The 15,775-nt window shown below is 67.2% G+C and carries 15 protein-coding genes; 13 read left to right on the top strand and 2 right to left on the bottom strand.

Translation table 11 applies throughout. The features are described 5' to 3' along the window. Nucleotides 1-145: 145 nt before the first annotated feature. The 13 genes from ACR0R4_RS05560 to ACR0R4_RS05500 all read left to right on the top strand — a co-directional run bounded on the left by ACR0R4_RS05560 (nucleotide 146) and on the right by ACR0R4_RS05500 (nucleotide 14,249). Nucleotides 146-1,405, top strand: coding sequence for a cytochrome P450 (locus ACR0R4_RS05560; RefSeq protein ID WP_433646383.1), 1,260 nt, complete (start codon nucleotides 146-148; stop codon nucleotides 1,403-1,405). Beyond that, nucleotides 1,402-2,490, top strand: coding sequence for a PEP/pyruvate-binding domain-containing protein (locus tag ACR0R4_RS05555; protein WP_433646382.1), 1,089 nt, complete (start codon nucleotides 1,402-1,404; stop codon nucleotides 2,488-2,490). The genes ACR0R4_RS05560 and ACR0R4_RS05555 overlap by 4 nt, the downstream gene beginning before the upstream one ends. 47 nt (nucleotides 2,491-2,537) lie before the next feature. Next, nucleotides 2,538-4,385, top strand: coding sequence for a PEP-utilizing enzyme (locus ACR0R4_RS05550; protein WP_433646381.1), 1,848 nt, complete (start codon nucleotides 2,538-2,540; stop codon nucleotides 4,383-4,385). Between the two features lie 2 nt (nucleotides 4,386-4,387). Further along, nucleotides 4,388-5,152 carry an SDR family NAD(P)-dependent oxidoreductase gene (locus ACR0R4_RS05545; RefSeq protein WP_433646379.1) on the top strand — a complete coding sequence of 255 codons (765 nt, stop codon included), beginning with the start codon at nucleotides 4,388-4,390 and terminating at the stop codon, nucleotides 5,150-5,152. Nucleotides 5,153-5,164: 12 nt separating this feature from the next. Continuing rightward, entirely contained in the window at nucleotides 5,165-5,485 is a 321-nt protein-coding gene (locus ACR0R4_RS05540) for a 2Fe-2S iron-sulfur cluster-binding protein (protein WP_433646378.1), read from the top strand. Between the two features lie 2 nt (nucleotides 5,486-5,487). Beyond that, the gene (locus ACR0R4_RS05535) at nucleotides 5,488-6,750 is read left to right on the top strand and encodes an NAD(P)/FAD-dependent oxidoreductase (RefSeq protein ID WP_433646377.1); all 1,263 of its coding nucleotides are present in this window, start codon (nucleotides 5,488-5,490) and stop codon (nucleotides 6,748-6,750) included. Between the two features lie 7 nt (nucleotides 6,751-6,757). Further along, on the top strand, nucleotides 6,758-7,429 hold the full coding sequence (locus ACR0R4_RS05530; protein WP_433646376.1) for an HD domain-containing protein: 672 nt from the start codon (nucleotides 6,758-6,760) through the stop codon (nucleotides 7,427-7,429). Next, nucleotides 7,426-8,913 (top strand): aldehyde dehydrogenase family protein, encoded by a 1,488-nt coding sequence (locus ACR0R4_RS05525; protein ID WP_433646375.1) that lies wholly within the window; start codon nucleotides 7,426-7,428, stop codon nucleotides 8,911-8,913. Before ACR0R4_RS05530 ends, ACR0R4_RS05525 begins: the two co-directional genes overlap by 4 nt. 277 nt (nucleotides 8,914-9,190) lie before the next feature. After that, on the top strand, nucleotides 9,191-9,934 hold the full coding sequence (locus ACR0R4_RS05520; RefSeq protein WP_433646374.1) for a GntR family transcriptional regulator: 744 nt from the start codon (nucleotides 9,191-9,193) through the stop codon (nucleotides 9,932-9,934). A gap of 242 nt (nucleotides 9,935-10,176) precedes the next feature. Continuing rightward, nucleotides 10,177-11,163, top strand: a complete 987-nt coding sequence (locus ACR0R4_RS05515) for a phosphotriesterase family protein (protein ID WP_433646373.1) — start codon at nucleotides 10,177-10,179, stop codon at nucleotides 11,161-11,163. Between the two features lie 2 nt (nucleotides 11,164-11,165). Further along, entirely contained in the window at nucleotides 11,166-12,119 is a 954-nt protein-coding gene (locus ACR0R4_RS05510) for a phosphotriesterase family protein (protein WP_433646372.1), read from the top strand. 80 nt (nucleotides 12,120-12,199) lie between these two features. After that, entirely contained in the window at nucleotides 12,200-13,324 is a 1,125-nt protein-coding gene (locus ACR0R4_RS05505) for an FAD-dependent monooxygenase (protein ID WP_433646370.1), read from the top strand. A 4-nt stretch (nucleotides 13,325-13,328) separates the two neighbouring features. Next, on the top strand, nucleotides 13,329-14,249 hold the full coding sequence (locus ACR0R4_RS05500; RefSeq protein WP_433646369.1) for an alpha/beta hydrolase: 921 nt from the start codon (nucleotides 13,329-13,331) through the stop codon (nucleotides 14,247-14,249). A 126-nt stretch (nucleotides 14,250-14,375) separates the two neighbouring features. Here the strand turns inward: ACR0R4_RS05500 and ACR0R4_RS05495 are convergent, their stop codons facing one another. After that, nucleotides 14,376-15,545 carry an NAD(P)/FAD-dependent oxidoreductase gene (locus tag ACR0R4_RS05495; protein ID WP_433646368.1) on the bottom strand — a complete coding sequence of 390 codons (1,170 nt, stop codon included), beginning with the start codon at nucleotides 15,543-15,545 and terminating at the stop codon, nucleotides 14,376-14,378. Continuing rightward, nucleotides 15,515-15,703, bottom strand: a complete 189-nt coding sequence (locus ACR0R4_RS05490; RefSeq protein WP_433646366.1) for a ferredoxin — start codon at nucleotides 15,701-15,703, stop codon at nucleotides 15,515-15,517. The genes ACR0R4_RS05495 and ACR0R4_RS05490 overlap by 31 nt, the downstream gene beginning before the upstream one ends. Nucleotides 15,704-15,775 lie beyond the last annotated feature (72 nt).

The following is a 15,775-nucleotide window of genomic DNA, read 5'->3' as shown; positions in this document are numbered from 1 at the left end:
CCCGATTGTGAGAGAGGAGCTACGGGGCGCGATCCACTCAGCAAACAAGTCGTTTCCATTCAGCGGAAGGTGCGCGCCGAGGGTTCACCCACCAGGCGCATACTTGCGGCAGAGCCTCGATTCAACGACGAAACAGGAGATGTCCATGACTGCAGCGGACTCACCGGCCTCCGGCGGTTCCCCCGTGCACCACGGGTTTGAACCGTTCGACCAGAAGGATCCCTTCCCCGCCTACGCCCAGTTGCGCCGCGACGAGCCGGTGATGTTTGACGAGCGGGTCGGCTACTGGGTAGTGAGCCGCTACGACGATGTGCGCGCGGTGTTCGCAGACTGGGAGACTTTCTCGAGCGAGAACGCGCAGGCCCCGGTGCGGCAGCGCGGCGCGGCCGCCAAGAAGATCATGGAGGAGGGCGGATTCACCGCATACTCCGGCCTCTCCGCACGCGTTCCACCGGAGCACACCCGCATTCGCAAGGTGGCACAAAAGGCGTTCACCCCGCGTCGCTACCGTCAGCTCGAGCCCAGCATCCGGGCTCACGTCGTGTCGCAGATCGAGAAGATGCTCGCCCGCGACGAGGCGACCGGCGACTTCCTCCGCGACCTCGCCTACGACGTGCCTACCGTCACCATCCTCACGCTGATTGGCGCGGACACCAGCAAGGTCGACCAGTTCAAGGAGTGGTCTGACTCGCGCGCGGCGATGACCTGGGGCGACCTCACCGAGGAGGAGCAGATTCCGCACGCGCACAACCTCGTCGCCTACTGGCAGGAGTGCATGCGTCTGGTGAGCGAGGCTCACGAGACGAACCCCGACTCGCTCGTGGGCGACATGGTGCGTGCGCAGCAGGCGGGCGACGAGATCAGCGACCACGAGATCGCCTCGGTCGTGTACAGCATGCTGTTCGCGGGTCACGAGACCACCACCACGCTCATCTCGAACGCGATGCGCGTGCTGCTCAGTCACCCCGATCAGTGGCAGCAGCTCGTCGTCGACCCGACCAAGATCGGGCCCGCGATCGACGAGGTGCTGCGCTACAGCGGATCGATCGTCGCCTGGCGGCGCAAGGCACTCGCCGATGCCACGGTCGGGGGAGTCGAAGTCCCGAAGGGCGCCGAGTTGCTGCTTGTCATGGGATCCGCCAACCGCGACGAGGAGCGCTTCGCGGCAGGCGAGGAGTTCGACATCTCGCGCGAAAACGCCCGCGATCACCTGTCGTTTGGCTTCGGGATCCACTATTGCCTGGGCAACATGCTCGCGAAGCTGCAGGCGAAGATCGCGATCGAGGAGATCGCAAGGCTCATGCCACACGTGCGCCTGCAAGACGGCGCCGACATCGGGTTCCGCGAGAATCTCTCGTTCCGCGTGCCCCTTGAGGTGCCCGTGACCTGGAAGGAAGCAACATGACCGCAACCAGCACCCGTTACGTCCAGTTCTTCGACGGCGGGATCGCGCCCGAGCACGACCTGCTCGGTGGCAAGTGCGCCTCGCTCGTGACGATGACCGCGGCCGGCATGCCCGTGCCCCCCGGCTTCGCCGTCACGACCGCCACGTACGACGAGTTCATCGAGTCCACGGGCCTCTCCGATCTCATCGCCGAGCAGCTCGCCGGTCTCGATGCCGACGATGTGACGAGTGTGGATCGCGCCTCGCAGCTGATCCGCGACCGTATCTGCGAGAGCCCCGTGCCCGAGCACCTGCGGCAGGCCGTGATCGACGCGTGGGCCGAGTTACAGGGGCGCTTTTCGGAGCCGGTTCCCGTCGCCGTTCGCTCCTCCGCCACCGCCGAGGACCTTCCCGACGCGAGCTTCGCCGGCCAACAGGACACCTACCTGTGGCTCATCGACGAGGCCGATGTGCACCAGCACATTCGCATGTGCTGGGCATCGCTCTACACGAGCCGCGCGATCATGTACCGGCTGAAGAACAACATCGAAGACGAGGGTCTCTCGATGGCGGTTGCGGTGCAAAAGATGGTCTCGGCCGAGTCGGCGGGCGTGGCCATCACGATGAATCCGAGCACCGGCGATCGCTCGAAGATCGTGATCGACGCGTCCTGGGGCATCGGCGAGGCCGTGGTCTCGGGGCACGTCACCCCCGACAACATCATGCTCGACAAGATCATGATGACCATCGTCAGCGAGCACATCGGCGACAAGCACATCGAGCTGGTGCCGGATCCCGCCCAGCGAGGACTGATCGAACGCCCAGTTGACGTGACACGCCGAGAGATCCGCTGCCTCAGCGACGCCCAGGTGATGCAGGTGGCCGAGCTCGCGAAGCGGGCCGAAAAGCACTACGGCACCCCGCAAGACATCGAGTGGGCGATCGACCGCGATCTGCCGGCCGGAGAGAATCTCCTGCTGCTGCAGGCTCGGCCCGAGACCATCCACTCCAACAAGCCGCAGGAACCGAAAGCCGTAACCGCGACGATCGGCGTCTCGAGCCTCACCTCGATGCTGACAGGCTCGATCCGCATCCCCAACCAGTAGTTCATCCACACACGCAACTCCACCCACGCACGAAGAGGATCACAACAATGACGTTAGATTCGACCACCACCGACGCCACCGCCGCACCCGCGGTCAAGTCTTTCCCCAGCGCACAGGACATCCCGGTGCCCGAGGGGGCAGAGGGCTGGGAGAGCCTCTACCCCTACTACCTGCCCTTCCGTGAGGGTGACGGCTCGGAGAACAAGTTTTGGTTCTGCGACAGCCAGCACTGGCCGACGGTGTACAAGCCATTCGAGACCATCGGTGGCGAGTTCGCCGTGAAGTGCCTCGGCCAGTACAACACGCGGCACCTGCTGATTCCGCCGGCCAACGGCATCGAGTTCAAGGTGCACCTCGGCTACCTCTACATGAGCCCCGTGCCGGTTCCCCCCGAGGAGATCGCGGCCCGCGTGCCCGAGTTCGAGCGCCGCGTCGGCCACTACTTCGGCAACTGGGAGCGACTGCTCGACGACTGGAAGGTGAAGGTGCTCGGCACCATCGCCGAGATGGAGGACCTGCACTTCGCGCCGCTGCCCGACATGGTGCCCTTCGAAGACATCGAGAGCGGCAAGGCGAAGGACGGCTCCGAGGTGCTCCTGGAGGGCTACGACCGCCTGATCCAGCTCTGCTATCAGAACTGGCAGTACCACTTCGAGTTCCTGAACCTCGGGTACCTCGCCTACCTCGACTTCTTTACCTTCGCCAAAGAGGTGTTCCCCTCGATCCCGGATCAGGCGATCGCGAAGATGGTGCAGGGCGTCGACATGGAGCTCTTCCGCCCCGATGACGAGCTCAAGGTGCTCGCGACCCTCGCCGTCGAGCTCGGGCTGCAGTCGGCGTTCGAGAACACCGATGATGTCGCGGGCACGCTCGCCGCGGTCGGTGCGCGAGCGGGCGGCGACCGCTGGCTCGCCCGGTACGAAGAAGCGAAGGATCCGTGGTTCAACTTCACCGTGGGCAATGGCTTCTACGGGCATGACAAGTACTGGAACGAGTACCAGGAGATCCCCCTCAGCTACATCAAGGACTACATTCGTCGCCTTGATGGCGGGCAGCAGATTCTTCGCCCAAAGGAAGAGCTGATCGTCGAGCGCGACCGGATCATCGAGGAGTACCGTAGCCTGCTCGACGGCGACAACCTCGCCGCGTTTGACGGAAAGCGCGGACTCGCCGCGACCGCCTACCCCTACGTCGAGAACCACAACTTCTACATCGAGCACTGGACGATGGGTGTGTTCTGGCGCAAGGTGCGCGAGCTCGGTCGGGTCTTCGTGGCCGCCGGATTCTGGGACGACGAGATGGATATTCTCTATCTCACCCGCAACGAGGTGCGCGACGCGCTCTTCGATTACGTCACCGGCTGGGCCGTGGGCAGCGAGTCGGTGGGCCCGAACTACTGGCCGGCCGAGATTGCCCGCCGCGCGAAGATCGTGACCGCCCTGCAGACGCAGCGCCCGCAGCCGGCGCTGAACACCCCGCCCGTCGAGATCACCGAGCCGTTCACGCAGATGCTCTGGGGCATCACGACCGAGCAGGTGCAGCAGTGGCTGAGCGACGACGCAGACGACGACGGTGCGATCAAGGGTATGGCCGCCTCGCCGGGCATCGCCGAGGGTCGGGCACGCGTGATCGTGCACGCCGATGAGCTCGGACTGGTGCAGGAGGGCGAGATCCTCGTCGCCACCATCACCGCGCCGTCGTGGGGCCCGGTGTTCGGCAAGATCCGGGCCACCGTCACCGACATCGGCGGCATGATGAGCCACGCGGCGATCGTGTGCCGCGAATACGGCCTCCCGGCGGTCACCGGAACCGGCAACGGCTCTTCCAGCATCACCACCGGCCAGCTCATTCGCGTCGATGGTAACTCGGGCCGCGTCGAGATCCTCGAGGGCTAGCGATGTCGCATTCCGATTCCACGGCGGCCGGCCGCACGGTGTTCATCACCGGCGCGGCCGGCGGCCTCGGCCGATCGTTCGCTCTTGGGTTTGCCGAGCGCGGCGATCGGGTCGCCATCGCAGATGTTGATCTCGTGGGGCTGGCCGAGACGGCGAAGCTCGTCGAGGCGCACGGTGTGCCGTGCTGGCAGGGGCGAGTCGACGTCACCTCGCCCGAGTCAACTGCCGAGGCAGCGGCCGCGGTAGCGGAGTTTGGCGGCGGCACGATCGAGGTGCTCATCAACAACGCGGCGCTCTACGCTGGCATCACCCGCGCACCGATCGAAGAACTCGACCCCGACGAGTGGGATCGGGTCATGGCGGTCAACGCCAAGGGCCCGTGGCTCATGACCCGGGGCGCGAGCCCGCACCTCGCCACCGGCGCGCGCGTGATCAACATCGCCTCCGCGACCGTGTTTTCGGGCTCGGCACAGTGGGCGCACTACGTCGCCTCCAAGGGCGCGGTCATCGCGCTCACCCGCGTCATGGCGAAAGAACTCGGCGTGCGCGAGATCACCGTCAACGCGATCGCCCCCGGCTTCACGTTGACCGAGGCGAGCTACGGTCACATGGCCGATGCCGAGCAGTACGGGGTGGATCGCGGCGCGCTGCGCCGCGCCAGCACTCCCGAAGACATCGTCGGTGCCGCGCTGTTTTTCGCCGGGCCCGAATCCGCGTTCATCTCCGGCCAGACGCTCGTCGTCGACGGCGGACGTCAGTTCATCTAGGAAGGATTACCCATGTCGAAGGTCGTGTTTACGAGCGCCGCGGGCGACACCCGCGAGGTCGACGCCGCCGCGGGTGACTCCGTCATGGAGGTCGCCATGCGCAACGGCGTGCCGGGCATCGTCGCCGAGTGCGGCGGCTCGCTCTCCTGCGCCACCTGTCACGTGTTCGTCGCAGAGGCGGATCTGGCCGAGCTCCCTCCGATGGAGGAGATGGAGGACGAGATGCTGTGGGGTACCGCGGTGGATCGCCAGCCCAACTCGCGGCTCAGCTGCCAGGTGCGTGTGACCGACGGGCACGATCTCCACGTCACCACCCCAGAGACGCAGATCTGATCATGCCCGAGCACGGACTGCTGATCGTCGGCTCCTCGCAGGCGGGGGTGCAGCTCGCGGGGTCGCTGCGCGCCCTCGGCTACGAGCCCCCGATCACCCTGCTCGGTGACGAGGACCATCGCCCCTATCAGCGCCCCGCCCTGTCAAAAGAGTTCCTGCAAGACAAGATCACGAAGGAATCGTTGATCTACCGGTCGCAGGAGTACTGGGACGAGCACCGCATCGAGGTCGTCAAGGGTGAGCACATCGAGCGGATCACGAAGCGCGACGACGGTTCCGGCGTCGCGCACTCGGTGACCGGACGCGACTTCCACTTTGACCGCCTCGCGCTCACGGTGGGGGCCCGCGCGCGACGCCTCGACGTGCCGGGAAGCGAGCTCGACGACGTGCTGTACCTGCGCAAGGCCGACGACGCGCTCGAGCTGAAGGCCCGCACGCCCGCGGCCTCGCGCGTGGTCGTGATCGGCGGCGGCTTCATCGGTATCGAGGCCGCGGCGAGCCTGCACACGCTCGGCAAGCACGTCACCCTGGTGGAGCGCGGCACGCGCCTCGTGCGCCGCGCCGTGGGCGAAGAGACCGCCGACTTTATCCTCAGGCATCACGTGACGCAGGGCATCGACGTGCGCGTGAATACCGCGGTCGACGAGATCGTCGGCGAGGCCGGCCAGGTGACCGGCGTGCGTGTGAGCGGCGAGGTGATCCCGGCCGACATTGTGCTGGTGGGCATCGGGGTGATCCCGAACACCGGTCTGGCCGAGCAGATGGGCCTTGCCGTAAACGATGGCATCGTGGTGGATCGCTTCGCCACCGCCTCGGATGGCGTCACCCTCGCCGTTGGCGACTGCTCGAATTTGCCGAACCCGATCCCGCATTCTCCCGCCGGCGAGCGCGTGCGCTTCGAGAGCGTCAACCACGCGATCGAGCAGGCCAAGGTTGCGGCGTACGCGATCATGGGCCGGCAGGAGGAGTACGCCGGGATCCCGTGGTTCTGGTCGAACCAGGGCGACCTGAAGCTGCAGATCGCCGGGCTCTTCACCGGCTATGACCGCGTGGTGGATCGCAGCCCCGATGCCCCCGGAAAGTTCTCGGTGCTGTACTACCGCGGCGACCGGCTGATCGCCGCCGACTGCATCAACGTGCCGCTCGACTTCATGACCGTTCGTCAGGCGCTCGCCAAGGGCGTGAACCTGCCCGCAGCAGACACCGCTGATCCCTCAATTCCGCTCAAGACCATCCTCACCGCACACGACGACACAGGGAAGTGACCCCATCGTGCTGACTCACCCAGTTCCCCCCGCGCCGATCGCCCCGAATGGCCCGATCGACACCACGCCCATCGCACTCACCCCGCCCGCCGGGGCCGATCTCGACGCGCTGTGGTCGGCGGTCGTGACCGAGACCCGATCGCGCTCAAACGACATCCACCTGCCGATTTCCCTGGCGTTTGCCGAACGCCTGCTTGCCGCGCACCCCGAGGCGAACGCCAATCTCGTGCGCGTCACGGTGCTGCTGCACGACACCGGCTGGGGGCGCGTCGACGAGACGCGGATCATCTCCGAGGGTTTCGGCGGCGATTGGCGCAAGGCCGACATCCGTTTTCAGCACGAGCAGGAGGGGTGCGCGATTGCCCGCGAGGTGCTCCCCGGGCTTGGCTACGATGACGAGTTCATCGAGGCCGTGTGTGCCATCATCGATGGTCACGACACCCGGGCCGAGGCGCACTCCCTCGAAGACGCCCTGGTGCGCGACGCGGATCGACTGTGGCGCTTTGATCACGCGGGCATCGCGCTCGCCTCTGGCTGGTTCGGTCTCGACCCCGCGACCTACACCGATCGGCTTCGCAGCGAGATCATTCCCGAGCTGCTGACCGAGGCGGCGATCGCCATGGCGAACACCGATCTCGACCGCTCGCAGGCGCTGCTGAAGACGGCGGTGCTGCGATGAGCGCGGCAGGAACCGGCACCTGGCCCGGCGATTTCCGCGCGGCTCCCTGGCACCCCGTCGATCACTTCATCGACGGCGCCTGGGTGCCCTCCGTGGGTACCGGTCGCATCGAGGTTGTGAACCCGGCGACGGGGGAGGCCTGGGCGAGTGTGCCGGTCGCGGCGAAGGAGGACCTCGAAGCCGCGATGGGCGCGGCGCGGCGGGCCTTCGATTCGGGCCCGTGGCCACGCATGACACCCTCCGAGCGCGCCGAAGTGTTGCTTCGGTTCGCCGCCGAGGTGGAGGCCAGGGCCGAGGCGCTGTCGCTCACGAACACGCGAGAGAACGGCAGCCCGGTCGCCGAGACCGGGGGAGCCGCGGCCAACGCGGCCGGCATCCTTCGCTACTTCGCGGGTCTCGCCCCGCATCTCGAACGTGAGGATGTGCGGCCGTTCCCTAGCGGGGTCGGCGAGAGCGTGGTGCGACGCGATCCACTCGGGGTCTGCGCGCTGATTGCCCCGTGGAACTTTCCCATCAACCTCGTCGTGATCAAGCTGGCGCCCGCGTTGCTCGCCGGCAACTCCGTCGTGATCAAGCCGGCGTCGCCCACGCCGCTGTCGATCCGGCACGTCGTCGATGCCGCGCACGCCGCGGGAGTGCCCGCGGGTGTGGTGAACCTCCTCACCGGCAATGGCCGCACCGGCGATGCGATGGTGCGGCACCCCTTCGTTGACAAGGTTGCGTTCACCGGGTCGACCGAGGTGGGCCGCAAGATCGCGGCCGCGTGCGGCGAGCTGCTGCGCCCGGTGACGCTGGAACTCGGTGGCAAGTCCGCCGCGATTCTGCTCGACGATGTGGATCTCGACGCGTTCGCCCGCGTCTTCGTGCGCTCCTGCATGCGCAACTCGGGGCAGACCTGCTACATCTCCACCCGCATTCTGGCCCCGCGCTCGCGCTACGACGAGATCGTCGACACCATCACCGGGGTGGTGGCGGGGGCCGCGCAGGGCGATCCACTCGACCCCGCGACCGTGTTTGGGCCGGTCGCCCACCGCGGCCAGTTCGACTCGGTGCTCGAGCACCTGGCCTCCGCGCGTGCCGAGGGTGCCCGCTTCATGACCGGCGGCGACGTGCTGCCGGGACCGGGGCTCTTCATCGCCCCGACCGTGCTCGCCGACGTCACCCCCGGGATGCGCGTCGCCCGCGAGGAGATCTTCGGGCCGGTGGTCACGATCCAGCCCTACGAGACGGTCGAGGAAGCCCTCGAGATCGCCAACAGCACGCCGTTTGGGCTCGGCGGGATTGTGTTTTCGGCCGACGAGGAGCGCGGGTTCCAGGTGGCCGAGCGTGTGGACAGCGGCTCGGTCGGCGTGAACTTCTTCGCCTCGAACCACGCGGCGCCGTTTGGTGGGCGTCACGACTCGGGGCTCGGTGTCGAGTACGGGGTCGAGGGGCTGCAGCAGTACGTGAGCTACAAGTCGATCCACCGCGCCTCCCGCGCCTGACCGGGTCGCCCCAGAGCCTAACCGGGTAGCCCCAATGCCACCCGGGGCTGACTGGGCTGTGGGCGCGCGATCCACCCCACTCAATGGGCAGTAGATGTCGGAATCCGCGGGAATTCGAGCATCTAGTGCCCACGTTGTGGGAGTAATGGGAGAGGGAGGGAGGGCGCGATCCACCAGGCCCGTGGGGGTCGTAAGCTATGGCAATGATCCGTTCCGGGTGTATCGCCCGAGATAATGGAGCATCGGCCCGCTTCTCCAACGAAGGATGACCAGCCCCATGGCAATCACTGAACTCGACACCTCGTCGGGTGTTCCGCTGTACCGGCAGATCATGGACATTCTGCGCGCCGAGATCACCTCGGGCGCGGTGGGCGCGGACGAACCGATGACGGAGGCCAAGCTGCTCAGCCGGTTTGGGGTGAGCCGGGCGCCGATTCGCCAGGCGCTGCGCGACCTGACGAGCGAGGGCTTCGTCTACCGCAAGCAGGGCCGCGGCACGTTCCCCGTTGTCGGTGTGCGCGTGGATCGGCCCGCCGACCTGAAGTCAGGCAACCTGTACCAGTACCTCGCCGGCCGTGGGCTCGACCCGACCTCGCAGGTCTTCGGCATCGAGCGGATCGCCCCGCCGCCGGCGGTGGCCCGGCGCCTGGGGGTGACGGACGACGAGCGGCTGCTGCACTTCCGCCGCGTGATCGCCGTCGATGGTGAACCCTTCGCCGACAACGATGTGTACGTGCGCTCTCCCGAGGATTTCCTGCCGGGTGAGGATGAGTTGGGCGGCGGCGGGAGCGCGTTCGCGCTGCTGGAGAAGAAATACGGCATCACCCTCGATCGCGCCGAGCACGAGGCGTGGGCCACCTCAGCTTCGCCAGAGCACGCGGAGGCTCTAGGTGTCGCAGCCGGCAGCCCGGTGCTCGTGATCGACACCGTGTTCTTCGCGACGGGCGGGGTGGTGGTCGGCTGGCGATCCGCCGTGCACCGTGCCGAGGAATTCAAGTACCGCTTCGATACGAAGGCCTGAGGACAGCGAGCGTGGGAGTGGGAATCTCTCGCGCGCGGTGTCATGGGGTCGGGAGCGGCCTGCAGGACAGACACTCAGGCGCGGCCCGAGACGAGCTATATAGGTATCGATCGTCAATCGAGAACTTTGTTATGATAACATATTAAAGTACATCGCCGATGAGATCAGGCCCTTGTGGGATCCGCTGATCCGGTGTTTGGCTGGTGCCAATGGTGGTGCCGTTCCCGAGAAAGGTCACGTCAATGGCAGACGAATCAGATCGCCCAAGCGGTGTGGTGAATACGGTCCTCGGCCCGGTTCCCGCCGGGGAGCTGGGCGTGGTCGCGGTGCACGAATCGCTGCTCTCGATCGTTCCGGGAGCCGAATACGCCTACGACGTCACTATCAATCGCGCGGAGATCTTCGACACGCTGGCCGGAAGGCTCCGCGCGTTTCAGGCGGCGGGCGGCGGCACGGTCGTCGATGCCACGGGGATGTTTCACGGGCGTGATGTGCCGCTGCTCGAGTCGCTGGCGCGATCCACCGGTGTGCACATCGTGGCATCGACGGGCATGGGCCCGGAGGAAAACCTGGGTGGGTACTTTCTCACCCCGCAGACCAACCCGCCGACGCCCTGGCCGGCTGAGAAGTTCGCCGACCTGTTTGGCAAGGAAATCACCGAGGGAATGGTGGTGCCCCGCGTCGAACGGCGCGGCGCGGCCGGCCTCATCGTGACCGCGGGCTCGCCCGAGGGCATGACTCCGACCGACGAGAGCCTCTTCCGCGGCGCGGCCCGAGCGGCGATTGCCACGGGCGTGCCGGTGGCCTACCAGTTCGGTGTGGATCCGCTCGCCGAACTCGATCTTCTCCTGGACGAGGGCATCGCCCCCAGCCGGGTGGTGGCGCGCGGCATCGACCGCCGCGAGGCCGCAGGCTCGGCTGTGGCGATCGCTGAGCGCGGGGCGAATGTTGCCCTCGACCATATCGGTGTCATCGGCTCCGAGGACCTGAGCGATACCGAGCGGGCCGAGCTCGTCGCGCACCTCGTCACCGCCGGGCACCGCGACCGGGTGCTGCTGTCTGCGGGTGCCATCGGGGTCGCGATCGGTCAGCCCGAAGACGCACGCCCCATCGAGTCGGTGCTGGTCGATTTCGCACCCCTTCTCATCTCGCACGGCGTCTCAGAGGCAGACGTGCGCCACCTGCTCACCGCGAACCCGGCCGCGTTGCTGGCCGTGAAGGAGGCCTGATCATGGGTCACGTCAACACCGTTCTGGGGCCCATCGCCGCGGCAGAACTCGGCCTCGTCGCCGTGCACGAGCACATCGGCTACGGCATGCCCGGCTCAGAGCTCGATACCCAGTGGTGGAAGTCGCCCGAGACGCGCTACGAGGAGACGGTGCCGAAGCTGCGCAAGTTTCACGAGTACGGCGGCGGCACCTTCGTCGACGCGACCGGCATCTGCAACGGTCGCGATATTCCGTACTACCAGTCGCTGTCGGAGAAGACCGGCGTACACATTGTCGCCGCGACCGGCTTCGTGGGCGGCGACACCGCGCTGAGGCACTTCGCTGAAGCGAGCGTGGACTACCTGTACGAACAATTCATGCACGAGATCACCGTCGGGATCGTCGGCACGAACGCGCGCGCGGGCATCATCAAGGTCGGCGTGAGCCGTGGCTTCAGGATGAAGGAGCTCGACCTGCGCATCTACCGCGCCGCCGCCCGTGCCTCCAAGGAGACCGGAGTGCCGATCTTCACGCACCTCGCGGTCGACGTTGAGCCCGCGCTCACCGTGTTCCGCGAGGAGGACCTCCCGCTCGAGCGCGTGATGTTCGGCCACGTCGACGACGGTGTCAGCCAGGGCAAGGTGAACGAGGAGGCGATTCTCGCTGGCGGCGGACGCCTCGGCTTCGATACCTTCGGGTACGACCTGGAGCTGCCCGATCCACCTTTCTGGGGTCGGCACCGCGCCGAGCGACTCGAGCACTTCCTCGGACATGTGCGCGCCGGGCATACGAGCCAGCTCCTCGCCTCCGCCGACGCGAACTGCAGCCCACTCGGCTGGCCGGGCGTGAAAGGTCACACGATCAACTACATCTACGAGCAGCTGATTCCCGACCTCAAGGCAAACGGTGTCGATGACGCGACGATCGACCAGATCTTCGTCACGAACGCCGCAAGCTTCCTATCAATGGGGAACTAGCACCCCGCTGACCCGATCCACTCGAGACATTTCTGACTGCCAGTGCCGCAACGGCGCGCACCCTCACGGAAGGCAACACCATGAAGACCGAAGAACTCAAGAACCTCAACATCGCCATCATCGGTGCCGGCTACGCGGGTGCGTCGACCGCGAAGGCACTCAGCCTGCTCGGTGCGACTGTCAACGTCTACGAGCAGGCGAAGGAGATCAAGGAGGTGGGTGCCGGGATCGGCCTGCGCCCCTCTTCCGTCGCCCAGTTCGCGAAGTGGGGAATCCTCGGCGCGATCGAGAACGTGACCTCGCCGAGCGACTCGTTTGAGATTCTGACCGCCACGGGCGATGTCATCGCGGTGGAGGAGTGGCCGGAGAAGGAGGCCTACGGGCAGACCACCCGCTTCGTGCACCGCGGCGACTTTCTCGATGCGCTGATCGCCGAACTGCCCGAGGGCATGGTGCACACCGACCACAAGTTCGAGAAGATCGTCGACAACGGCGACACCGCCACTGTGACCTTCGCGAACGGCATCACCATCACCGCCGACCTCGTGATCGGGGCCGACGGCATTCGCTCGCAGGTGCGTCAGCAGTTGTTCAGTGACCAGCAGCCCGTATTCGCCGGCGAGCACGCGTACCGCGCGGTCATCGACGTCGACGAGACCCACGGCCTGCCCTACGACAGCAACCTGCGCATGTACATCGGCCACGGCACGAAGATCTACTTCCTGCCGCTGCCGCACCGGAATCAGGTCTCGTACGACGTCACCGTGCTGAATGCCGACCCGACGCCGAACCCGCAGGCCTCGAAGGAGGAGCTGTTGCGCACCGTCGAAGGCTTCGACGAGCGGATCATTGCCACCACCCGCGACCTTGACATGGCGACCGTCAACATCCGCGCCGTCTACGACATCGATCCGGTCGATGTCTGGCACTCCGACTCGGTGGCGCTCATCGGCGATGCGGCGCACGCGATGTGCCACCACCAGGGCCAGGGTGCGAACTCCGCGATCCTCGACGCTGGCGCGCTCGCCGATTGCCTGCGCGACGCGGACTCGGTCAAGGAAGCGCTCGCCGCCTACCAGGCGGTGCGCAAGCCGATGACGGATGAGCTGCAGCGCCTCTCGCGCCAGGGCTGGAGCGAGGACGAGGTCAACACCGTGTTCCCCGGCCAGAAGCCGGGCGAGCTCGGCGCGACGACGAAGGCCTAGCATCATGCCCGTGCACCCGCAGATCGGCGCCTTTCTCGCGACCCTGCCGCCATCAGACGACTCGCGGCCCGACCTCGCCGGTTGGCGCGCGATGGGGGAGGCGCACCTGCCTCCCCTCGACGAACGCCCGCCGCTTGCGCTCGTCGAAGACCGCGTTGCGGCGACCGCGACCGGCGACGTGCCGGTGCGCATGTACCGCGCCAGCGACTCGGACACTGCCGGGCTCGTGGTGTACCTGCACGGGGGCGCCTTCTTCTCGGGCAGTCTCGAGACCCACGACACCATTGCGCGGTCGCTGGCTGCTGCAAGCGGCTGGACAGTCGTCTCAGCGGGCTACCGGCTCGCGCCCGAGGCGGCGTTCCCCGCGGGTCTCGACGACAGCTACGGGGTGCTGCGGTGGGTGGTGGATCACGCCCACGCGCTGGGCTGGACCGGCGAGAAGCTCGCGCTCGCCGGAGACAGCTCGGGCGGCACCTTCGTTGCCGCGCTCACTGCGCGCGCCCGCGACGAGGGCTTCGACGCGGTCACGCATCAGGTGCTGCTCTACCCCTCGGTCGATCTCGATTTTGTGGTGGATCGCTACCCCTCGCTGCGCGAGAACGCGACCGGGTTTGGACTCGAGACCATCGGGCTGAAGCCGCACAACTCGTTTTACTTTGAGAGCGGCGCGGATCCGGCGGATCCGCGCGTCTCGCCGATCAAGCGGGAGGATCTCACGGGTCTCCCGCCAGCACTCGTGATCACCGCGGAGTTTGATCCGCTGCGGGACGAGGGCGAGGCCTACGCGCGGCGCCTGCAGGAGGCCGGCGTGCCGGTCGAGTTGCACCGGTACGAGGGCGCGACGCACGGCTTTGTGCAGCACTTCGGGTGGTTGCCCGAGTACGCCGTCGTGTTCGACGAGATTGCGGAGTTTCTGAACCGCTGAATCCGCGTGCGTGCCCGTGTATGCCCGCGAACCGAGCGCTGCCGCGCCGAGCGGCCACCCAACTGAGTCTTATTCACCTCGGGGTGCCTTATTCGCGCAATTTGGGCACCCGGAGGCGAATAAGACTCAGTACGACGCTGTGCGAGTGTGCGCGCGGAGGCGCGGCACCGGGATGCGGTAGCCGAGGGCCGCGGCCGTGGCGCTGCCGCCTTCGTGCTCCCAGCGCAGCAGGGCGCGTCCCTCCGCGATGCTGCCGTCGATGACCTCGGGGTCGCCCGCCACCGGCAGCGCACCGCACACCTTGAGGCTGATGCCGAACTGATCGGTCCAAAAGTAGGGCTGAAAGCTGAGCTCCGGTGCCGCATCGCCGTGCAGGAGCGCGGCGGCTGCAACTTTGGCCTGCTCGATCGCACTTGTCCACAGCGGCATTCGAGCCCACCCAGCGGGGCCGTGCAGGGTCGCCACATCTCCGGCCGCGACGATGCCTGGTGCCACCCGGTCACGCGAGTCGACCCGCAGCTGACCGTCGTGGAGCAGCCCGCTCCCCGCCAGCCACTCCACGTTGGCATCGTCGCCGATTGCGGTCACGACGAGCGGCGCCTCGAGCACGCGTCCGTCGTCGAGGGTCACGCGCGCTCCGCCGACACAGTCGTCGACCGCGACGTGGGCGGATCGCACGAGCCGTACCCCCGCATCGCGGGCTGCCGCACCGAGCGCTCCGGCGAGCACGTCGCCGAGCTGCGAGGTCATCGGTGCCCGCCGCGAGATGAGCGTCACGGCACTCCCAGTCGCACGGCAGCCGGAAGCCACCTCCATCGCGAGGGGCCCGCCGCCGATGACGATCACCTCAGGGTGGCTCGCGAGCGCTCCACGCAGGGCAACGGCGTCGTCAAGCCCGCGCAGCGTGAGCTCGGCCGGAGAATCGGACAGTCGACGAGCGCGCGATCCACTCGCGATGACCAGCCCGTCAAACTCAATCGGGTCGCCATGCGCCAGGTGCAAGGTGCGCCGGTCGAGGTCGAGGCGGGTGACGGCGGTGCCCCGCACCACCTGCGCCCCGTGCTCGGGGTCAGGCAGGCGGTGCGACGTCATCTCGTCGTCGAGCAGCGCGGCCTTCGAGAGCGCGGGGCGGCTGTAGGGCGGGTGTGGCTCGTCGCCGATGATCGTCAGCTCACCGGCGAAGCCCTCGCGTCGCAGGGTCTCTGCCGCGGTCAGGCTCGCGATGCCGCCGCCGACGATGGCAATGCGACGAAGTTCTCCGCCCGTCATACGAGTCGCAGCGCGGCGACTGGGCACACGCGCACCGCTGCCTTGGCGGCCTCGAGATCCGCGCCCTCCACCTCGACCTGGTCGAGGATCAGCATGCCGTCATCGTCGAGGTGCATGAGACGCGGGGCGGCCTCCTCGCACAGCCCGTGGCCCTCGCAGCGCGGCTCGTCCAGCTCGATCCTCATGCCAACCTCCTTGTAGCAGCAATTGCGTTGTCGCCACGATACGTCGAGACCCCCACCCTTCGTCAAATGAAT

It is taken from the genome of Leucobacter fengyongliangi (genome assembly GCF_050971685.1).
Classification (GTDB): domain Bacteria; phylum Actinomycetota; class Actinomycetes; order Actinomycetales; family Microbacteriaceae; genus Leucobacter.
Note: the sequence above shows the minus strand (reverse complement) of the source record. Positions and strands in the feature narration are given on the sequence as shown.